We start from the raw sequence: 15122 nt of genomic DNA on the forward strand, positions 1-15122 counted from the left end.
GCCTTCGTCAGGTGTCACGCGACGTTGACCCGAGTGACGAGGGAGCGCAAGCGAATATCGGCAGTGTGCCTGTTCCGCCAGATGATGTAGCGGCAGATCATGCTGCCCTGCTCCTTGTGGCTGACGTGGTCGGTGCCGTCCAGCGTGAAGTGGCGCAGAGCGGTGAACTGGGCCTCGATCCGGTTCAGCCAGGAGCTGTTGGTCGGGGTGTGGGCGATCTCGACGTTGTTCGCCCCGGCCCAGCTGCCGACCCGCTGGCACTTCTTCGTGTCAGGTGCGGGGAGAAGTTGTCACAGACGATCGCGATACGGACCCGGGACGGATAGAGGCTGCGCAGGTAGCGGCAGAACTCCAGGAACTGGGTCCGCTTCTTGATCGGCTTGATGTGGCCGTAGAGCTTGTCCTTGGCCAGGTCCAGTGCGGCGAATAGATGGCGTACTCCGCCGTAGCGGTTGTAGGGCGCCCGCCGCCTGCGGCGGGGTTCGCGGTCGGGGTCCTTGTGCTTGCCGGCGTGCTCGGCCCACCGCCGGCCCGGGTGGGGCGTCAGGTTGAGCGGTCCGAACTCGTCCATGCAGAAAACGACTTCAGGCTCGCCGTCCTCGGGTATGACGTCGCCGTCGGCGATCGCGTAGAGGCGCTCGACCCGGGCCTTCTCGGCCGCGTAGTCCGGGTCGCGGGAGGTCTTCCAGGTCTTCAGGCGTTGAAAGGAGACGCCTTCCTCGCGGAGCAGGATGCGCAGGCCCTCGTGGCTGATGTCGTCGACCCCCCACTCGGCGACCAGGAAGTCCGCCAGCTTGGTCAGGCTCCAGGTCGAGAACGGCAAGTCGTGCTCGGCCGGCTTGGACTTCGCGATCTTCTTGACCTCGCGCCGCTCGGGCAGGGTGAACGTCTTGGGCCGGCCGCCCTTGTACTTCGGGTACAGGGAGTCGAAGCCGTCGGCGTTGAAGTTGTGGATCACGTCGCGGACCCGGTCTGCGCTGGTGAACGTCACTTCGGCGATCTCCGCCACCAGCATGCCCTGCGCGGACAGCAACACCATCTGGGCCCGCCGCCAGGTCACCACCGACCCCGTGCCCCGGCGGATGATCCGCAGCAGCCGTCTGCCTTCGTCATCGTCGATCTCCCGTACACGTACCCGTTCTGCCACCCGGACAGGGTGACGGCCACGCGCCGTCCGGCACAGCACCGCGACGGCGCGTCACATCAAACAGGGCGAACGTTGCCTGATGCGGCACTAGATGTAGGACTTGTAAGGCCGACGCGGGACACTGTCGGCTGCTCGTTCAGTGCCTCGGGAACGCCAGTGCCGTCGGAGCCGGACCCAGCGTCGTCGTTCCCGGGGGCGAGCGATGGCCCAGACCCGTACGGTACGCGTCCAGGGCGGCCTCGGTGCGGCCGCCGCGGCGCAGAAGGTCGCCCAGCAGACGGCACAGATCGGCGAGGTCGCCGCTCGCGCCGCTGCGCTCCAGCAGTCCGAGCGCCATGACGTAGTGCTCCTCCGCGGTCTCGCTGTCCCCCCGCTCCTCGGCGATCAGCCCGAGCAGCCTGTGCGCACCCCCCGCGTGCACCGCCCCGTGCCGGTCACCCAGCTCAAGAAATGCAGAGAGCAGGTCCGACGCCTCGTCGTGCCGTCCGAGCCGCCGGAGGACATCGGCCAACTCCACCTCCACCTGCGCGGTGAACAGAGCGGCGCGCTTGGCATTCAGCATGTCCCGGGCAGCCCGCAACTCCTTTTCGGCCGAGACCAGTTCGCCTTTCTGAGCCTGAACGTAGCCGCGCATCCAGTGACAGTGCGCGAGATCGGTGCACAGGCTCAGCTGCTGGTAGATCGCCTGCGCCTTGGCCAGTGAGGCGTCGGCGTCGGCCGTGCGCCCCTCGGCGAGGAAGGTGCGAGCCACCTGCCGGTGCATGCCCGCCACCAGCGCAGGATCGTCGACCTGTGGAGCCAGTGCCAGGGCGAGCTCGGCGGCGTGCGCGGCACGGGCGTGTGCACCCATGTCGATGTACGGGCCGATCACGGCTGCGTACAGGATGACCAGCGCCTCGGGGTCGGCCAGGCCGCTCGCGCCGAGCTCGTCGATGGTGGATTCGAGCAGGTAGCAGGCGTAACGCAGCTCCCCCGCCAGGAGGTGTGCAACGGCACGGCCCCGGATCGCGCGTGCGCGGCGGGGCAGCGGTTCCTCGGCGAGGAGCCGCTCGGCGGCCTGGAAGTGTCGGCCCGCGTCGACCAGTTCACCGGTCTCCAGGGCACAGTCGCCGAGCCCGAGCAGCGCCTCGGCCTGCTCGGGAACGAGTCCGAGGTGCTCCGCGTCGGCGAGGAGCCGGCGGTAGCGCACGGCGGCCTCGTCGGCCGTCCCGGTGGCAAGCTGCTGGTGGGCGTCGGAGAGAGCGAGCCGCAGCTCGGTGGCGAGGTGTGCGGGGCGGCCGGTGGCCAGTTCTTCGTACGACGTACCGAGCCGCTCCGCAAGGAAGCGCAGTGCGGTCTCCGAGGGCCTGACCTTGCCCGACTCCAGCGTCGAGACGTACGCGGGGGTGTACGAGGGCTCGGCCAACTGCTTCTGCGTCAGCCCGCGTTGAGTGCGCAGGCGCTGTACTCGGTGGCCGATCGTGGCCGGATCGTCCATGCGGACCCCCTCGTTCGTGAACTCCCCAGTATCCAGGCGCAGTAGGCATTGCGCACCCCATGCCTTGCCTCTAGGTTAAGCAACTTGTTCAGCACATTTACTGAAGCGGTTAACTCGCCTGACAAGGGGCTGATTTGATGCGTTCAGCACGACGCGGAGCCACGGCGGCCGGAGTGGCCGTCGCCCTCGCGGCCGTCCTCGCCGCCGCACCCGGCAGCGCCGCCGCGGACCCGACGGCACCCCCCACGGCCGGAGTCGAGGTCGAGATACCCGGGCCGGAACACGGGACGCTCGCCGGATCCGGCCACACGCATGTGCCGCCGGAGGGCCGGAACCAGCAGACCTCCCGCCTGACGGCGACCGAGGCGGTCGCCGACGGCGAGGTGGCCAAGGTGGTCGACAACGGCCCCATCGCCGACCGGCTCGACATCGTCGTCGTCGGAGACGGCTACACCGTCGCCGAACTGCCCCGCTTCCACGCCGACGCCCAGCAGAAATGGGCCGAGCTGACGGCCGTCGAGCCGTACACCACCTACCGCAACCTCTTCAACGTCTGGACCGTCGACGCCGTCTCGAACCAGTCCGGCGTCTCCGGCGACCCCTCTCCCGGCACCCTCCGGGACACGGCTCTCGGCTCGTACTTCTGGTGCGACGGCGTCGAGCGGCTGCTCTGCGTCGACCAGGACAAGGTCGACGGATACGTGACGAAGGCCCCCGAGGCCGACCTGGTGCTCGTCCTCGCCAACAGCACCAAGTACGGTGGCGCGGGCTACAACGAGCCCAGCAAGACCCTCGGCTACGAGGGCATATCAACGGCCTCGGCGGGCAACGAGAAATCCGGCCAGGTCGCGATCCACGAGACCGGCCACTCCCTGGGCAAGCTCGCCGACGAGTACTTCTATCCCGACTATCCCGGCTACGAGCGCTACGTGGCCCCGAGCCCGCCGACTCCAACATCACGACCCTCACCGCCGACGACATGGCCGACCGGGGCACCAAGTGGCACCGCTGGCTCGGTGAGCAGTCTCCCGACGGCGGCGCCGTCGGCGCGTACGAGGGCGGCGGTTACTACGTCACCGGACTGCGGCGTCCCACCGAGAACTCCATGATGCGCTCCCTCGGCAAGCCCTTCAATCTGCCCGGAGTGGAGGCGATGATCGCCGGCTTCTACCGCGAGGCGCGCATCGCCTCCCCCGTCACGCCCACCGATCGCACCCTCCGCAGGGGCGACACCGCCAAAGCCCTCGTGCCCCGGCTGACGGGGGCGGACGGGCGTCAACTCACGATCCGCTGGTACCTGGACGGGCGGGAGATGAAGTCCCTCGCGGGCCGCACCGACGTACGGGTGTCCGACCCGGCCCTGCGGCTGCTCGACCTTCGGACCCACACGCTGTCCCTCACCGCCGAGGACCGCACGCCCTCGGTGCGGGACCGCGCCATCGCCCGGACGATGAGGACCACGGTCAGCTGGACGGTCCGGCTCTGACGGCCCCGGCGGGCACGGGCGTGATCACGGCCGCGCCGATGCCCATGACGACCCGCCACACGATCAGGTGGCCGGTGATGTCGGCAAAGGACGCTTCGAAGGCGGCGCTCGATCCTGAACGTGCTCAGGTGTGCCCGCTTTGGGTCAACCCTTCCGGCGGTAGGTTCCGGGCGGGGTGCCGTGCGCGCGTTTGAATGTGTGGGCGAAGGCGTACTCGGACGTGTAGCCCACGAGGGCGGCGACCGATCTCAGCGGCGCGTCCGTTGTCCGTAGCAGTCGTGCTGCCGTCGTCATCCGCCACCAGGTCAGGTAGGCCAGGGGTGGCTGGCCTACCAGCCGGGTGAAGCGTTTGGCGAAGGGTGCCCGGGAGAGCCCGGCTTCCGCGGCGAGCTTCGCCACTGTCCACGGCGCCGCCGGGTCGCGGTGGATGGCGTGGAGGGCAGCGGTGACCGGCGGGTCGTTCAGTGCGGCGGCCCATCCGGTGGTGTGGCCCCCTCTCAGGGGCCGTTCGTCGAACCAGATGCGCAGGATGTAGAGCAGCAGTGTGTCCAGAAGTGCGGGGACGGCCGCGTCCGTGCCCAGGCTCGGGGTCTCCAGCTCGGCGGCGAGCAGCTCCACCGCCAAGCCCAACTCGGCACGGCGGCCAGGGTGCGCGGGCAGGTGGATCAGATCCGGGAGGGACAGCAACAGCGGGTGGGCGCGGGACGGATCGAGCTGATAGGCCCCGCAGAGCAATACGGTGACCGGACCGCCTTCTCCGCTCCTATCGACGCTGTCCGATGCGTAGGCGTCGTACGGCTCCGGGTCGTCGGGGTCGCAGGCAGGGGTCGCCACCGGGGTCGCGGGGCTGTCGGCCAGGACGTGCCCTTTGCCGTGCGGCAGGAACACCACGTCTCCCGTGCCGAGGTGGACGGGTTCGGCGTCCTCGGGCAGGAGCCAGCAGGAGCCCTGCAGGACCACCTGGAAGCCAGCCGACCCTGGTACGGAGGAGAACTCCTGTCCCCACGGGGCATGCCATCGCACATACGCCGACCGGGGTCGACCGGTCCGCGTCACCGCGACCACATCGCTCAGTACATCCATGCCCCGAGCGTAGAGCGCGAGACGATCGCGTATGAATGAGGAAGTTTTTGCGCATGGCTCGTCCTCATCCTCCCTCGTAGATTCACGGCATGACGATGATGAAGGCCGCACGCATCCACGAGTTCGGCGATGCTTCCGTGATCCACTACGACGATGTTCCGCGTCCGCGCCCCGCCTCCGGTGAAGTGCTCATCCGTGTAGCCGCCAGCTCGTTCAATCCCACCGAGGCCGCGTTGCGTGCCGGACTGCTGCAGGCGTTCCTCCCCGTGCACTTGCCCTACGCGCTCGGCTGGGACGTCGCCGGCACCGTGGCCGAGATCGGCGCAGGGGCGGAGGGGTTCGCCGTGGGCGACCGTGTCATCGGACGGCTCGACGGCGGCGGCGCGGCTGCCGAATACGTCCGGGCACCCGCCGCCTTGCTGACCGCGGCACCGAAGTCCATCCCGCTCGCTCACGCCGCAGCGCTTCCTGTCGCCGGCCTGACGGCGTGGCAGGCGGTGTTCGAGCACGGGAAGGTGGCCGTGGGCCAACGGGTGCTGGTCAACGGTGCGGGTGGTGGCGTCGGCGGCTTTGTCACGCAGCTTGCCAAGTACGCGGGGGCCGAGGTGATCGCCACGGCCGGTCCCCGGAGTACCGAGGCGGTCCTGCGGCAGGGGGCGGACCACGTCCTGGACTACGCCGCTCGACCGGTGAGCACCGCGCTCGACGGCCCGGTGGACGTCCTGCTCAACCTGGCGCCGTTGAGCCCGCAGGACGCTGCGGCTCTGGCTCCTCTTGTGCGGCGGGGAGGGCGGATCGTGTCGATCGCAACCCCGATCGAGCCGCCTCTCGACGCCGGCGTGAGCGCGATGCACATGGTCGCCCGCAACGATGTTGCGGACCTGGGGGCGCTTGTGGACCTCGTCGACGCGGGCACGGTCAGCCTCGACATCAGCTCATCGCGTCCCCTGTCCGACCTCGCCGACGTCCACCGTCTCAGCCAAGCGGGCCGGACCCGGGGCAAGGTCCTCATCATCCCGTGAGTCCAGGTGGCCGGGCCCGGAATCCGAGTCTCGCAGACGCGCGGCCGTTGGGTCCGTTCCCCCGTACCTGGCTGAGCACGTTCACGTGTCGCCGACAGGCCAGCCGGTTCAGGCCATGACGGACCAGGATCCGGTGCACGATCCAGGCCGGCAAGCCCAGGATCGGGCCGAGCCGGGCCGGGCCGGGTTTGCGGGCCGCGTCAGGCAACGTTCGCCGCGTCGACGATGGCGCGTAGGTGCCGGTCGTCGGCCCATGTACCGACTCGTCGGCCCTTCTTCGTGGTCAGGTGCGGTGAAGCATCGACCGACAAGCTCATCCGCGCAGGGGACCACACCCTTGCCTAGGCGTTCCATCTCTTTCCCTCCACCAGGAAAGAGGCTCACAGCCCGTCACCATCGGCCCGAACACGATCGGCGCCGGCGGACGAGGCCGGCTCACGAGGCAGCCGAACCTCGAGCCGGCGTTCACGTGAGCCAGGTGCGGCAAGTCGGGTGCAAGTGCCATCTGCGACTTCTCGTCCGCGCAGGTTCGATGAAGCGACGCCGCCAGGTGCCGACCGTGCCGGATCAGCGAGTGCCTGCCGAGTCGGCAGTCCGGAGGTGCGCCGGCACCTCCGGCGGGTATTGCCGGGCAGGCCCTACGAACGGCGGGCCAGCAAATAAGCGTCGAGGAAGCCCCGTTCGGAGGCCGGATCGTGGAGCAGTCGGGCAACGGGAACGAGCCCGGCATCAGTCAGCAGTTCGGCGAGGTGGTCCGCCGCCCAGCTGTAGGCAGGTGCCACCTTGTGGTCGAACCGGACCGTCGGTCCCGAAGAAGGAGAGGTCCCCCGAACGGGTTGGGCCGGTGTCGCAGCGAGCAATAGGTAACGCTTTCAATAGAATTGACAACTACGTGAAGCATTGGCGCGCATTTCCCTGAGAGCGCATGCTGGAAACAGCGCACCCGAGTCCTACGGACATGCCTTCGATACCTCCTTGGAGGATTCCCATGGCCGCGCACAGGCTTTCGCTCTTTTCCAACAATTTCCCGGACTTCTTCATCATCGATCGTGACGGCAGTGTCGACATCGCCAAGATCGAGACCGACGGGGATCGTGCCGACGCCACCTTCGAGTGGGACGGAACGAGCCTGGACTTCGGGACGACGGGCCGTTTGCTGCGCGCCTTGCCGCCGCTGGGCTTCTGTTTGCGGTTCATGACGTTCGACGACTTCCGGATGGAGAGCAAGTTCTTCACGGGCATCATCGACCCCGCCGTCGCAGCCGAGGTACGCGAGGACTCGACCTTCGCCCTCGAAAGGGCGGAAATCGATCCGAACCAGGTCTCGTTCCGGTCGGTGAGATTCCCCGATCGCTTCATCCGGCACCGGGACTTCCATCTCTTCGCCGAACCGGTGAGCACTCCCGCAGAGCTCCAGTCCGCGTGCTTCAGGATCGCCGCGCCGCTCGCACCGGTCCCGTAAAGGGTCGCTCTGGCGATACGGAGTCGTCGACGAGTGACCGGAGGCCCGCCCCGACGTGGTCGGGGCGGGCCCGTACGCCGGTCAGGACAGCCCGCCGGGGGCGGCGGCGAGGACGCTGCCCCGGATCGTCGTGTCGCCGCCGGTCGCCATGTCGGCCCACGACAGGAACACGCTGCTGGGAGAGCCGTTGCCGAACACGGCCGCGGCACTGAGGTGGAAGCGGTTTCCCTCGGTGCCGGAGCTGGCCGCGACCTTCGGTCCGATTTCCAGCTGGCTGTCCGAGCAGAGCTGGGCCATCACGGTGGGCACCGTCTGGACGGTGTCCGCGCTCTTCTCCACCCAGGCCAGCACGAACTGCCCGCCCGGAAGGGCCGTCAGCGCCGGGGAGGTGCGGTTGAAGTGCTTCGGTGAACCCGCGGAGGCGCTGATGACGACGCCGTCCGCAGCCGGGTCGATGACGGCCGCCGAGACCGTGCTCTGCATGACTCCGAGGTCGCTATTGACCGTCGGTTTGACGTGTGCGGCGACGAAGCACCCGTTGTCGAGACCCGTCAGCGCGCCACGTCCCGTGAAGCCCGCGATATTGGGGCGCTTCTCGCCGGTCCGGGGGCTTCCGTCGAATGCGAAGACGCGGTAGATGAGCCCTCCGCCCCCTACCGGCTGGCCGTTCGTCCAGGCCACGACGTAGTCCCCGTTGCTCAGGAGCGTCACGGACGCGTCGGTGTGGAAGGCCGCGGTGGTGTTCACGGCGATCTCCGAGCCCGCCTTCTGCCCTTCGGGGGTGAAGCGCTGCGCGCGTACGCGCTTGTCGCTCGAGGCGCCCGTCCAGACGACCAGGCAGCCGCCGTCGATCATCCGGGTGACCGCGGGCGGGAACTGAGGGTCGATGTCGTCGGTGCTGACCTGGACCGGTGGCCCGGCCGGTTGCGCGCCGGTGAATCGGCGCAGCACCACCGCGGGGGTGGGCGGGGGCTGGTTGAAGGGTTGCTCGATCCATGCGGCGAAGGTGTCCGTCCCGACGGAGTCCAGGAAGGGCCACCGGCGGTTCGTGTTGCCGCCGGGCTGGGACGCCACGCTGGCGACGAACTCCGTACCGACCTTCGAGCCCGCGGAGTCGAGCCGCTGCCCCTTGATGCTGGCGTCGCCGTCGTCCGCCCACAGTGCGGTGAACAGGCCGCTGGTGTTCAGTGCGTCCGCGCAGGGCTGCGACTGGCCTCCTGCGAGGGACGTGTTCACGACGAAGTCACCCATGGTCGTCCTCCAGTGGTCGTGGTGAGCTTGAGGTGTTCGGTGCGGTGATGCACGCGGTGGCCCGGTGGCCGGGACGCCGCCGGCAGCGCGAGGCCGGCGACGTCCGTCAACCGCCCGTGAGATCGAAGACCGAGACGGTGTCGTCGGCGCTGTCGGCCGCGTACACGCGCTTGTGGAACGGCTCGTACACCAGGCCCGCCACCGCCCCGGATCCGACGGTGACGCCGGCGGTGACCCCATGGGTCGCGGCATCGATGATCCTCAGCGTGCCGTCCGCATGGCCGACGTAGGCGTTGCCCTGAGGATCCAGCGCCACGGCGACCGGGGGCGCGAGGACGTCGACGTCGAGGACGCCGCCGCTGGCCGTGTCGATCACGGACACGGTGTGGGAGGCGGAGTTCGCGACGTACACGCGCCCCCTCGTGTGGTCGATCGCGATGCCGGTCGGCCGCTGCCCGACGGGGATGGTCACGGGGAACTCACCGGTCTTGGGGGCCAGGACCGAGACGGTGTCGAAGTCGGGCTGGGTGACGTACAAGCGGTGCTTGAAGGGATGCAGTGCGATCCCGAGGGGACGGGGTACGTCGATGAAACCCTGCAGGTGGGGAGGAGTGCCGCTGGTGTGGATCACCGCGATGCGGTCGGCGGCGCGCAGGGTCGCGTAGGCACGGCTCGCGAAATGGTCGACGGCCACCCTTGTCGTGTCGGCTGGTGGAACGGGCGGGACGGGGCCCGTGCCGATCGTGGTGGTGACGGTGTTCGCATGGTCGATGACCGAGACGGTGGCGCCGCCGCCATTGGCGACGTACCCGCCGAACTGCGGGTCGACCGCCACGCTTTGCGGGGCGATTCCGACCTGGACGGTCTTCGTGACGGTGGCGGTCGCGGGATTGATCACCGATACGGTGTTGTCACCGCTGTTGGTGACGAATATCCGGTCGTTGCCGTCGGTGGCGAGCGCGACCGGCTCCGCTCCCACCGGGATGACGCCCACGACGGGGGCGTGCAGTGTGTCACTCATCGCATGACTCACTCGGTTGTGGTGGTCTGGGCGGTTCGGCCGTCCCGCGCGCCGCGCGCACGCGAAGGCGCCGGCGGCATCGAAAGCCCCGGAGTGCGCACCACGAGTCGAGCACCATTATCCCGCCCGCCGTCTCTCACGGCATCCCGGGGATCCGCGCGTCACCCCGCGGAGGACGCTTGGAACGACGGGAGCACGCTGACGGTGCTGAGCTTCACCGGCAGTTGCTGCGCAGTGACGTGCCGGGCCGGCACACTGCCCGACTGGCGCGACCTGGTCGACGCGGCCGACTGGGGTGACCGGCCCCTCGAACCCCTCGATGAGCGAGCTGTCGAATCCGGGTGATCGCGCCGGCACCGGCCGCGGGGCCGGGGCCGGCTCGTGCCGGTGTCGGCGGGCCCGGGCCAGCGGCCCCACGCGGCGCGGGGTGAGCTCCCGTCGCAGGACGGCACCCGTACCGGGCCGGCACCGGGCCGCGGCCAGGGCGAGCCTGAGGGCTCCGCGCCCGACCAGCGGCGGCGCCATCGGTCGTTCGCCCGTGTGCCCGCGTGGCTTCCCCCGTACGTGACCCAGAGGTACGGCTCGATCAGAGCTTGACCTCTGCGGCGGTGGTCACCGGCTCGCCGTCGCGGACGCGACGAGGGTGGGTGCGGACGTGACCTCGAGGTGGCGGGTGGTGGCGGTGGCAGCGGACGAGGTGCGTGCGAACGGCCGAGAGGCGGGCCGTCATACTCCCGGGCCCTGCGGGCAGTACTACGCCGTCGGTCGCGGTCGTTCAGGCGCGCCGCGTCGAGAGCGGTCCTGGTACCCATCCAGGAGACCACCGGACCGGCAGGACCGGTCCACTCGGTCCGCAACCTGTTCAGCGGCCTGTGCCTCTCGGCCGAGGCGGCCCGCACCACGAACGACGCGCCGGTCACCCAGTACCTGTGCGGCGACCGGCAAAGCCAGTTCCCCGACCAGTCTCTGCTCCCGCGGGAAGTCGACGCGGTGGCCGAGCCGTTCAAGGACCTCGACCACGGCCTTCCCAGTGCCGGGGAACATGGTGTCGTTGAAGCAGGTGCTGAACAGAGCGATCCGCATCAGCCCGTCCGCCCCGGGGTCGGTACGTCCTCGGGCAGCAGCCCGCGCTCCTTCACCTCCGCCCACAGTCCGTCGGGGACCGGGCGCCGGAGCATCGCCGCTGCGTGCCGTCGCCCGGTGCCCCGATCCGAAGCAACTTCATGTCGAGCGGTGAGGGACCAGTCCCATGCGGTGTGATCGGTTCAGCGGGGATATAGACGTGCTAGGCCTCGCGCTTTCACGAAGCGGTCTGTCCAGCACGTGATCAGGGATGCGGGAAGCGCCTCTGAACAGCGAGGATGGAGATTACTGAGGTTCTGGTTCCCGTACCAGGCGGCGACACTTTCCAGGTGAAGCGGTGCATCGCCCCGGCAGCTGCTCGCCATCCTCGACGCCGAAGCCACGTCTCTCTGTACAGGGCGGGCCGGAACAACGCCCTGGCCGAACTCCACTCATCGCTCATACGATCCCGGCATGACGAATACGGCGTGGCGCGTCGCTCTCGGCGTGGTGGCTTCCAGCGCGTTCTTCTGGGCAGTCGCCGGGGCCGTTGATTTGGGACTGGAGCGAACCCGTAAGGGCTACGCCCTCCCTGACGGCGGAGGATGGTACACATTCGCCCTGTTTGTCGGATTCATCGTCGCCCACTTCAGCGTGGCCTCTCTCACCGATACGACCGCCGGTCGGCACGCGCCCCTGGTCCCGGCAGCGGGTGCCTGCTTCGGTGCCGTCTCGTGCCTGCTCATGGGCCAGCAGACGCGGCACTGGGTCGCCGCCGTCGTCATGGCACTGATCGGATCTGCCCTGCCGCTCATTGTTCACCTACGGAATCGCACACGGCGTGCCCGGATTGGCGCAGACGCACCGGCCTAGCCTTCTTCTGTCGGGCAGACGGTCGTCCGAGGAGTGATCAGAAACGCGAAGAGTGCTCCTGATCAGCATTGATGAGACTTGTCTAGGGTCCAGGTCGTCGCGCGGAAAGAAGCACTCCTCATGTGGGAAGATCCTGCACCACGGCCCAGCTCGCCCTGGCCCAGCTACCGGAGAAGTACCGGCGCGGACGTCAGGCGCTGATTCGTACCGACTCCGGAGGCGGCACCCGCGAGTTCGTCGCCTGGCTCGCGAAGCGGGGCAGGTGGCTGTCGTACTCGGTCGGCATGACCATCACCGACGCCATCCACCAGGCCGTCCTCAAGGTCCCGCCCGCCGCGTGGGCGGTGGCAGTCGGGCCGGGGCGGCGAGATCCGCGACGGCGCCTGGGTCGCCGAACTCGACGGGGACGTTCTGAAGGGCTGGCCGAAGGGGATGCGGCTCATCGTCCGCAAGGAACGGCCGCACCCCGGCGCGCAGTTGCGCTTCACCGATGCCGATGGGCTGCGGCTCACGGCGTTCGCCACCAACACCACCGACGTCCCGATCGCCGCACTCGAACTGCGCCACCGCCAACGCGCGAGAGCCGAGGACCGCATCCGGGCCGCGCGGGCCACCGGCCTGCGCAACCTGCCCCCCTGCACGACACAGCGCAGAACCGGATCTGGCTGGAGATCGTCCAGATCGCCCTGGACCTGCTGGCCTGGATGCCATGCTCGCCCTGACCGGCGAACCCCGCAGGCGGGAGCCTCGTCGTCTCCGGCTCCGCCTGTTCTCCGCCGCCGCCCAGATCGTCACCACCGCCCGCCGCCACCTGCGATTTGCTCGCCACTGGCCCTGGACCAGCGTGATCACCGACGCCGCGGCACGCTCGAAGCCCTCCCGAACCCCGGCTGACCAGCACGTTCCCGTCCCTGCGAGAAGCACCACCCAGACCGGAGCAGTGGAACCCGACGCACACCCGACGCGACAGCCGGGCTATCGCCCTACCCATCACCGGCCCGAACAACCGAAACGACCCGCCGGATGAACCGACGGGCCGTCACGAAAGATCGAGGCTAGGGAATGTCGCCGGCGTACCACAGCTGGTTGTCCCCGTAGTGGCAGTCCCACTGGCGGGCCGCAGCACCGTTCGCGGTGCTCCAGTCCGCGATCTCAAGGCACTTACCGCTGTTCACGTTGATGAGAGCGATCACGTCGAGTCCGTCGTAGGTCGTGGTGCCGGCCCACTCCCACTGCTGGTTGGCCCCGCCGTGGCAGTCCCACTGCCGCGCCGCAGCACCGTTCGCGGTGCTCCAGTCCGCGATCTCGAGGCACCTACCGCTCTGGGCATTGATCAGCGTGCCGTTGCGCGCGAACCACCATTGCTGGCTGTACCCCAGATGGCAGTCCCACTGCCGGGCGGCAGCGCCGTTCGCCGTGCTCCAGTCCGCGATCTCAAGACACTTCGTCGCGTTCAGGTTGGTGAGTCGCTGCCAGTCGCTGCCGATGGCCGCCGACGCAGACGACGCGGGCAGGCACAGGAACATCAGCACACTCGCCGCCATGATTCCGACAGCGCGGCGAACCCACCCGCCCATTCCCGTCGGTATGCGCATTCTGCTCTCTCTTTCATCTCGGATTGGACAGGCGGGGTCAGGAGTAGACGGTCATCCAGTCACTGCTCCACTCGGTCGGGACCCACGCGATCGTGTCGCCGTAATACGTGGCGAAGGAGCAGGAGTTGTTCCTGTAGAAGGTGACGCTGACCTCTCCCTTCCACCACCATCCGCTGATCCAGGTGTCCCTGCTCGGCGTGAGGAAGCATCCCGACACCGGGTCGCCGTTCTGGTTGTAGCCCTCGATGCGGATCGAGTAGACGACGGTGCTGGTGTCGTGGAAGTGGATCTGCTGGCCGTTCGATCCGGCGAACGACTGACCCGCTGAGCCCACAACCCCGGCGAAGGCCAGGGCGCAGGCCGCGACAGTGGTGGCAGCCTTCTTGGTCACGCTCATTCATGTCCCCCATGAGATGGAGCTCGGACGCCCCCTCGCCGGAAGGCGAGGGGTGTGGAGACACGACTGTCACAGGCCGACGCCACCGTCGATGGCACGCCGGGCGGCGGGCCGGGTCTGTTGTCCCGTGGCTCCGCTCACGCTGTGGTGCTGTCCCCAACGGAGAATGTAGGACCGGGCGGCGCGCCGTGGTGTGCATGGCCTGCCGGGTTCCTGTCCTCTGCGTGCCGCGGGCCGGCCAGGGAGAGGGCACGGTGTTCGACAGGGCTGATTCCGTAGGCTTCGCGGAACGCCCGGCTGAAGCCGGTCGCACGGGGGAAGCCCCAGCGCGCCGCGATCGCCTGAACGGGCTCAGCGCTGCGTTCTCCGGATGCGAGGTCGGCGTGGGCGTGCTCCAGCCAGCTCTGACGGATGTGTGCCGCGACGGTCCGGGGCTGGTCGTCGAACAGGCGGTAGAGACCCCGCACGGACATGTTGTGCCACTCGGCTATCACCTCGGGAGTCAGGTCCGGGTCGCCGAGATTGCTCTCGATGAAGCGGTAGATCCGCTGCAGCGTCTCCCGCGCGCGCGCCTCGGCAGGCGCCTGACGCGGGTCACCGAGCCGCCGCGCGAGAAACGCCGTGGTCAGGTCGAGAGCGACGGCCCCCGCTCCGCGCAGCTCCTCCGGGTCACATTGCGGCCCTCGTGTGAGCAGTGTCTTCAGGAAGTCGGCGAGGATCGCCCCTGATCCCACATCCGTTGTCAGGTCCCGTGCGAGGAGGCGGTCCAGTCGGTCGGCGGTCAGTCCCAGCGACTGACGGGGCATCTGCATGACCACCGACTCGATCTGTCCCTCCGCGCAGACCCCCTCGCTCGGCCGTGAGGTGTCCGTGAGCACGAGTCCCCCCGCGACCACCGCTTCGTTGCCGTACTGGGAAATCCGCACCTCGCCTTGGGTGATGAGTGCCAGCTGCAGGCACTCGGGATCGCCGCGCCGGACATGAGTCGAGGTGCGGCGTGAGACCACCGGCGAGCAGGCCACGGCGGACAGCCGCACCACGCCGAGATCCACCTCCGTCATGCTCGCCCGGAAGTCGGCCGCATGGCGTGTACTGAGCATGACAGGCATGACCGTGCTGGACACCGTCTCGCGGAACCAGTCGAACCTGTCCTCCCCCGCCCCGGCGGCATCCGTCAAAGCCAGCAAACCCACGTGTTCCCCCCACACTTCGGCGCGCCCGCCCAACAGCCTCTCACCCGGCTGTC

Annotated in this window: 12 protein-coding genes and 5 pseudogenes; 6 read left to right on the top strand and 11 right to left on the bottom strand. The window is 69.0% G+C overall.

All coding sequences use genetic code 11. From position 1 onward, the window contains the following. Positions 1–14: 14 nt before the first annotated feature. Both ABT041_RS06430 and ABT041_RS06435 read right to left on the bottom strand, forming a co-directional pair. Positions 15–1147 (bottom strand): annotated as a pseudogene (locus ABT041_RS06430) (IS630 family transposase). Positions 1148–1283: 136 nt separating this feature from the next. Further along, entirely contained in the window at positions 1284–2624 is a 1341-nt protein-coding gene (locus ABT041_RS06435; RefSeq protein ID WP_351179885.1) for a helix-turn-helix domain-containing protein, read from the bottom strand. A 137-nt stretch (positions 2625–2761) separates the two neighbouring features. On the opposite strand from ABT041_RS06435, the gene ABT041_RS06440 reads away from it, so the two are divergent. Both ABT041_RS06440 and ABT041_RS06450 read left to right on the top strand, forming a co-directional pair. Continuing rightward, the gene (locus tag ABT041_RS06440; RefSeq protein WP_502976387.1) at positions 2762–3733 is read left to right on the top strand and encodes a M64 family metallopeptidase; all 972 of its coding nucleotides are present in this window, start codon (positions 2762–2764) and stop codon (positions 3731–3733) included. After that, positions 3706–4110, top strand: coding sequence for a hypothetical protein (locus tag ABT041_RS06450; protein WP_502976395.1), 405 nt, complete (start codon positions 3706–3708; stop codon positions 4108–4110). Before ABT041_RS06440 ends, ABT041_RS06450 begins: the two co-directional genes overlap by 28 nt. Before the next feature lie 144 nt (positions 4111–4254). Here ABT041_RS06450 and ABT041_RS06455 read toward each other — a convergent pair whose 3' ends face one another. Beyond that, complete coding sequence (locus tag ABT041_RS06455) at positions 4255–5193, bottom strand: AraC family transcriptional regulator (protein ID WP_351179888.1); 939 nt, start codon at positions 5191–5193, stop codon at positions 4255–4257. 89 nt (positions 5194–5282) lie between these two features. On the opposite strand from ABT041_RS06455, the gene ABT041_RS06460 reads away from it, so the two are divergent. After that, on the top strand, positions 5283–6215 hold the full coding sequence (locus ABT041_RS06460) for an NADP-dependent oxidoreductase (protein ID WP_351179891.1): 933 nt from the start codon (positions 5283–5285) through the stop codon (positions 6213–6215). A 97-nt stretch (positions 6216–6312) separates the two neighbouring features. On the opposite strand, the pseudogene ABT041_RS06465 reads toward ABT041_RS06460, so the two are convergent. Further along, positions 6313–6411 (bottom strand): annotated as a pseudogene (locus ABT041_RS06465) (IS481 family transposase); the annotation flags it as partial. Positions 6412–6853: 442 nt separating this feature from the next. Continuing rightward, positions 6854–7015: pseudogene (locus tag ABT041_RS06470) on the bottom strand (SAM-dependent methyltransferase); the annotation flags it as partial. Between the two features lie 188 nt (positions 7016–7203). Here ABT041_RS06470 and ABT041_RS06475 point away from each other — a divergent pair. Further along, positions 7204–7677, top strand: coding sequence for an AbfB domain-containing protein (locus ABT041_RS06475; RefSeq protein ID WP_351179894.1), 474 nt, complete (start codon positions 7204–7206; stop codon positions 7675–7677). Positions 7678–7758: 81 nt separating this feature from the next. Here ABT041_RS06475 and ABT041_RS06480 read toward each other — a convergent pair whose 3' ends face one another. The 3 genes and pseudogenes from ABT041_RS06480 to ABT041_RS06490 all read right to left on the bottom strand — a co-directional run. Beyond that, positions 7759–8928: a hypothetical protein gene (locus ABT041_RS06480; RefSeq protein ID WP_351179897.1), complete on the bottom strand. Its 1170-nt coding sequence runs from the start codon at positions 8926–8928 to the stop codon at positions 7759–7761. A 106-nt stretch (positions 8929–9034) separates the two neighbouring features. Next, a complete protein-coding gene (locus ABT041_RS06485; protein ID WP_351179900.1) occupies positions 9035–9949 on the bottom strand; it encodes a YncE family protein in 915 nt (304 codons plus the stop codon). Between the two features lie 948 nt (positions 9950–10897). Next, positions 10898–11032, bottom strand: a pseudogene (locus ABT041_RS06490) ((Fe-S)-binding protein); the annotation flags it as partial. Positions 11033–11485: 453 nt separating this feature from the next. Here ABT041_RS06490 and ABT041_RS06495 point away from each other — a divergent pair. Together ABT041_RS06495 and ABT041_RS06500 are read left to right on the top strand one after the other, a co-directional pair. After that, positions 11486–11884 carry a hypothetical protein gene (locus ABT041_RS06495; RefSeq protein ID WP_351179903.1) on the top strand — a complete coding sequence of 133 codons (399 nt, stop codon included), beginning with the start codon at positions 11486–11488 and terminating at the stop codon, positions 11882–11884. A 137-nt stretch (positions 11885–12021) separates the two neighbouring features. Then, a pseudogene (locus ABT041_RS06500) lies at positions 12022–12778 on the top strand (transposase); the annotation flags it as partial. Positions 12779–12939: 161 nt separating this feature from the next. Here the strand turns inward: ABT041_RS06500 and ABT041_RS06505 are convergent. The 3 genes from ABT041_RS06505 to ABT041_RS06515 all read right to left on the bottom strand — a co-directional run bounded on the left by ABT041_RS06505 (position 12940) and on the right by ABT041_RS06515 (position 15069). Next, positions 12940–13410 carry an RICIN domain-containing protein gene (locus tag ABT041_RS06505; RefSeq protein WP_351180031.1) on the bottom strand — a complete coding sequence of 157 codons (471 nt, stop codon included), beginning with the start codon at positions 13408–13410 and terminating at the stop codon, positions 12940–12942. 106 nt (positions 13411–13516) lie between these two features. Continuing rightward, entirely contained in the window at positions 13517–13876 is a 360-nt protein-coding gene (locus tag ABT041_RS06510; protein ID WP_351179906.1) for a hypothetical protein, read from the bottom strand. Between the two features lie 137 nt (positions 13877–14013). Next, positions 14014–15069 (bottom strand): AraC-like ligand-binding domain-containing protein, encoded by a 1056-nt coding sequence (locus tag ABT041_RS06515; RefSeq protein WP_351179909.1) that lies wholly within the window; start codon positions 15067–15069, stop codon positions 14014–14016. Positions 15070–15122 lie beyond the last annotated feature (53 nt).

Origin of the sequence: Streptomyces sp. NPDC002825, assembly GCF_040295385.1 — a bacterium.
In the GTDB taxonomy this organism is placed as follows: domain Bacteria; phylum Actinomycetota; class Actinomycetes; order Streptomycetales; family Streptomycetaceae; genus Streptomyces.

Excerpts from the sequence above, each read along its gene's own strand:
- ABT041_RS06435 (WP_351179885.1), bottom strand. The coding sequence starts at position 2,624 with ATGGACGATCCGGCCACGATCGGCCACCGAGTACAGCGCCTGCGCACT.
- ABT041_RS06440 (WP_502976387.1), top strand. The coding sequence starts at position 2,762 with ATGCGTTCAGCACGACGCGGAGCCACGGCGGCCGGAGTGGCCGTCGCC.
- ABT041_RS06455 (WP_351179888.1), bottom strand. The coding sequence starts at position 5,193 with ATGGATGTACTGAGCGATGTGGTCGCGGTGACGCGGACCGGTCGACCC.
- ABT041_RS06460 (WP_351179891.1), top strand. The coding sequence starts at position 5,283 with ATGACGATGATGAAGGCCGCACGCATCCACGAGTTCGGCGATGCTTCC.
- ABT041_RS06475 (WP_351179894.1), top strand. The coding sequence starts at position 7,204 with ATGGCCGCGCACAGGCTTTCGCTCTTTTCCAACAATTTCCCGGACTTC.
- ABT041_RS06480 (WP_351179897.1), bottom strand. The coding sequence starts at position 8,928 with ATGGGTGACTTCGTCGTGAACACGTCCCTCGCAGGAGGCCAGTCGCAG.
- ABT041_RS06485 (WP_351179900.1), bottom strand. The coding sequence starts at position 9,949 with ATGAGTGACACACTGCACGCCCCCGTCGTGGGCGTCATCCCGGTGGGA.
- ABT041_RS06495 (WP_351179903.1), top strand. The coding sequence starts at position 11,486 with ATGACGAATACGGCGTGGCGCGTCGCTCTCGGCGTGGTGGCTTCCAGC.
- ABT041_RS06505 (WP_351180031.1), bottom strand. The coding sequence starts at position 13,410 with ATGTTCCTGTGCCTGCCCGCGTCGTCTGCGTCGGCGGCCATCGGCAGC.
- ABT041_RS06510 (WP_351179906.1), bottom strand. The coding sequence starts at position 13,876 with ATGAGCGTGACCAAGAAGGCTGCCACCACTGTCGCGGCCTGCGCCCTG.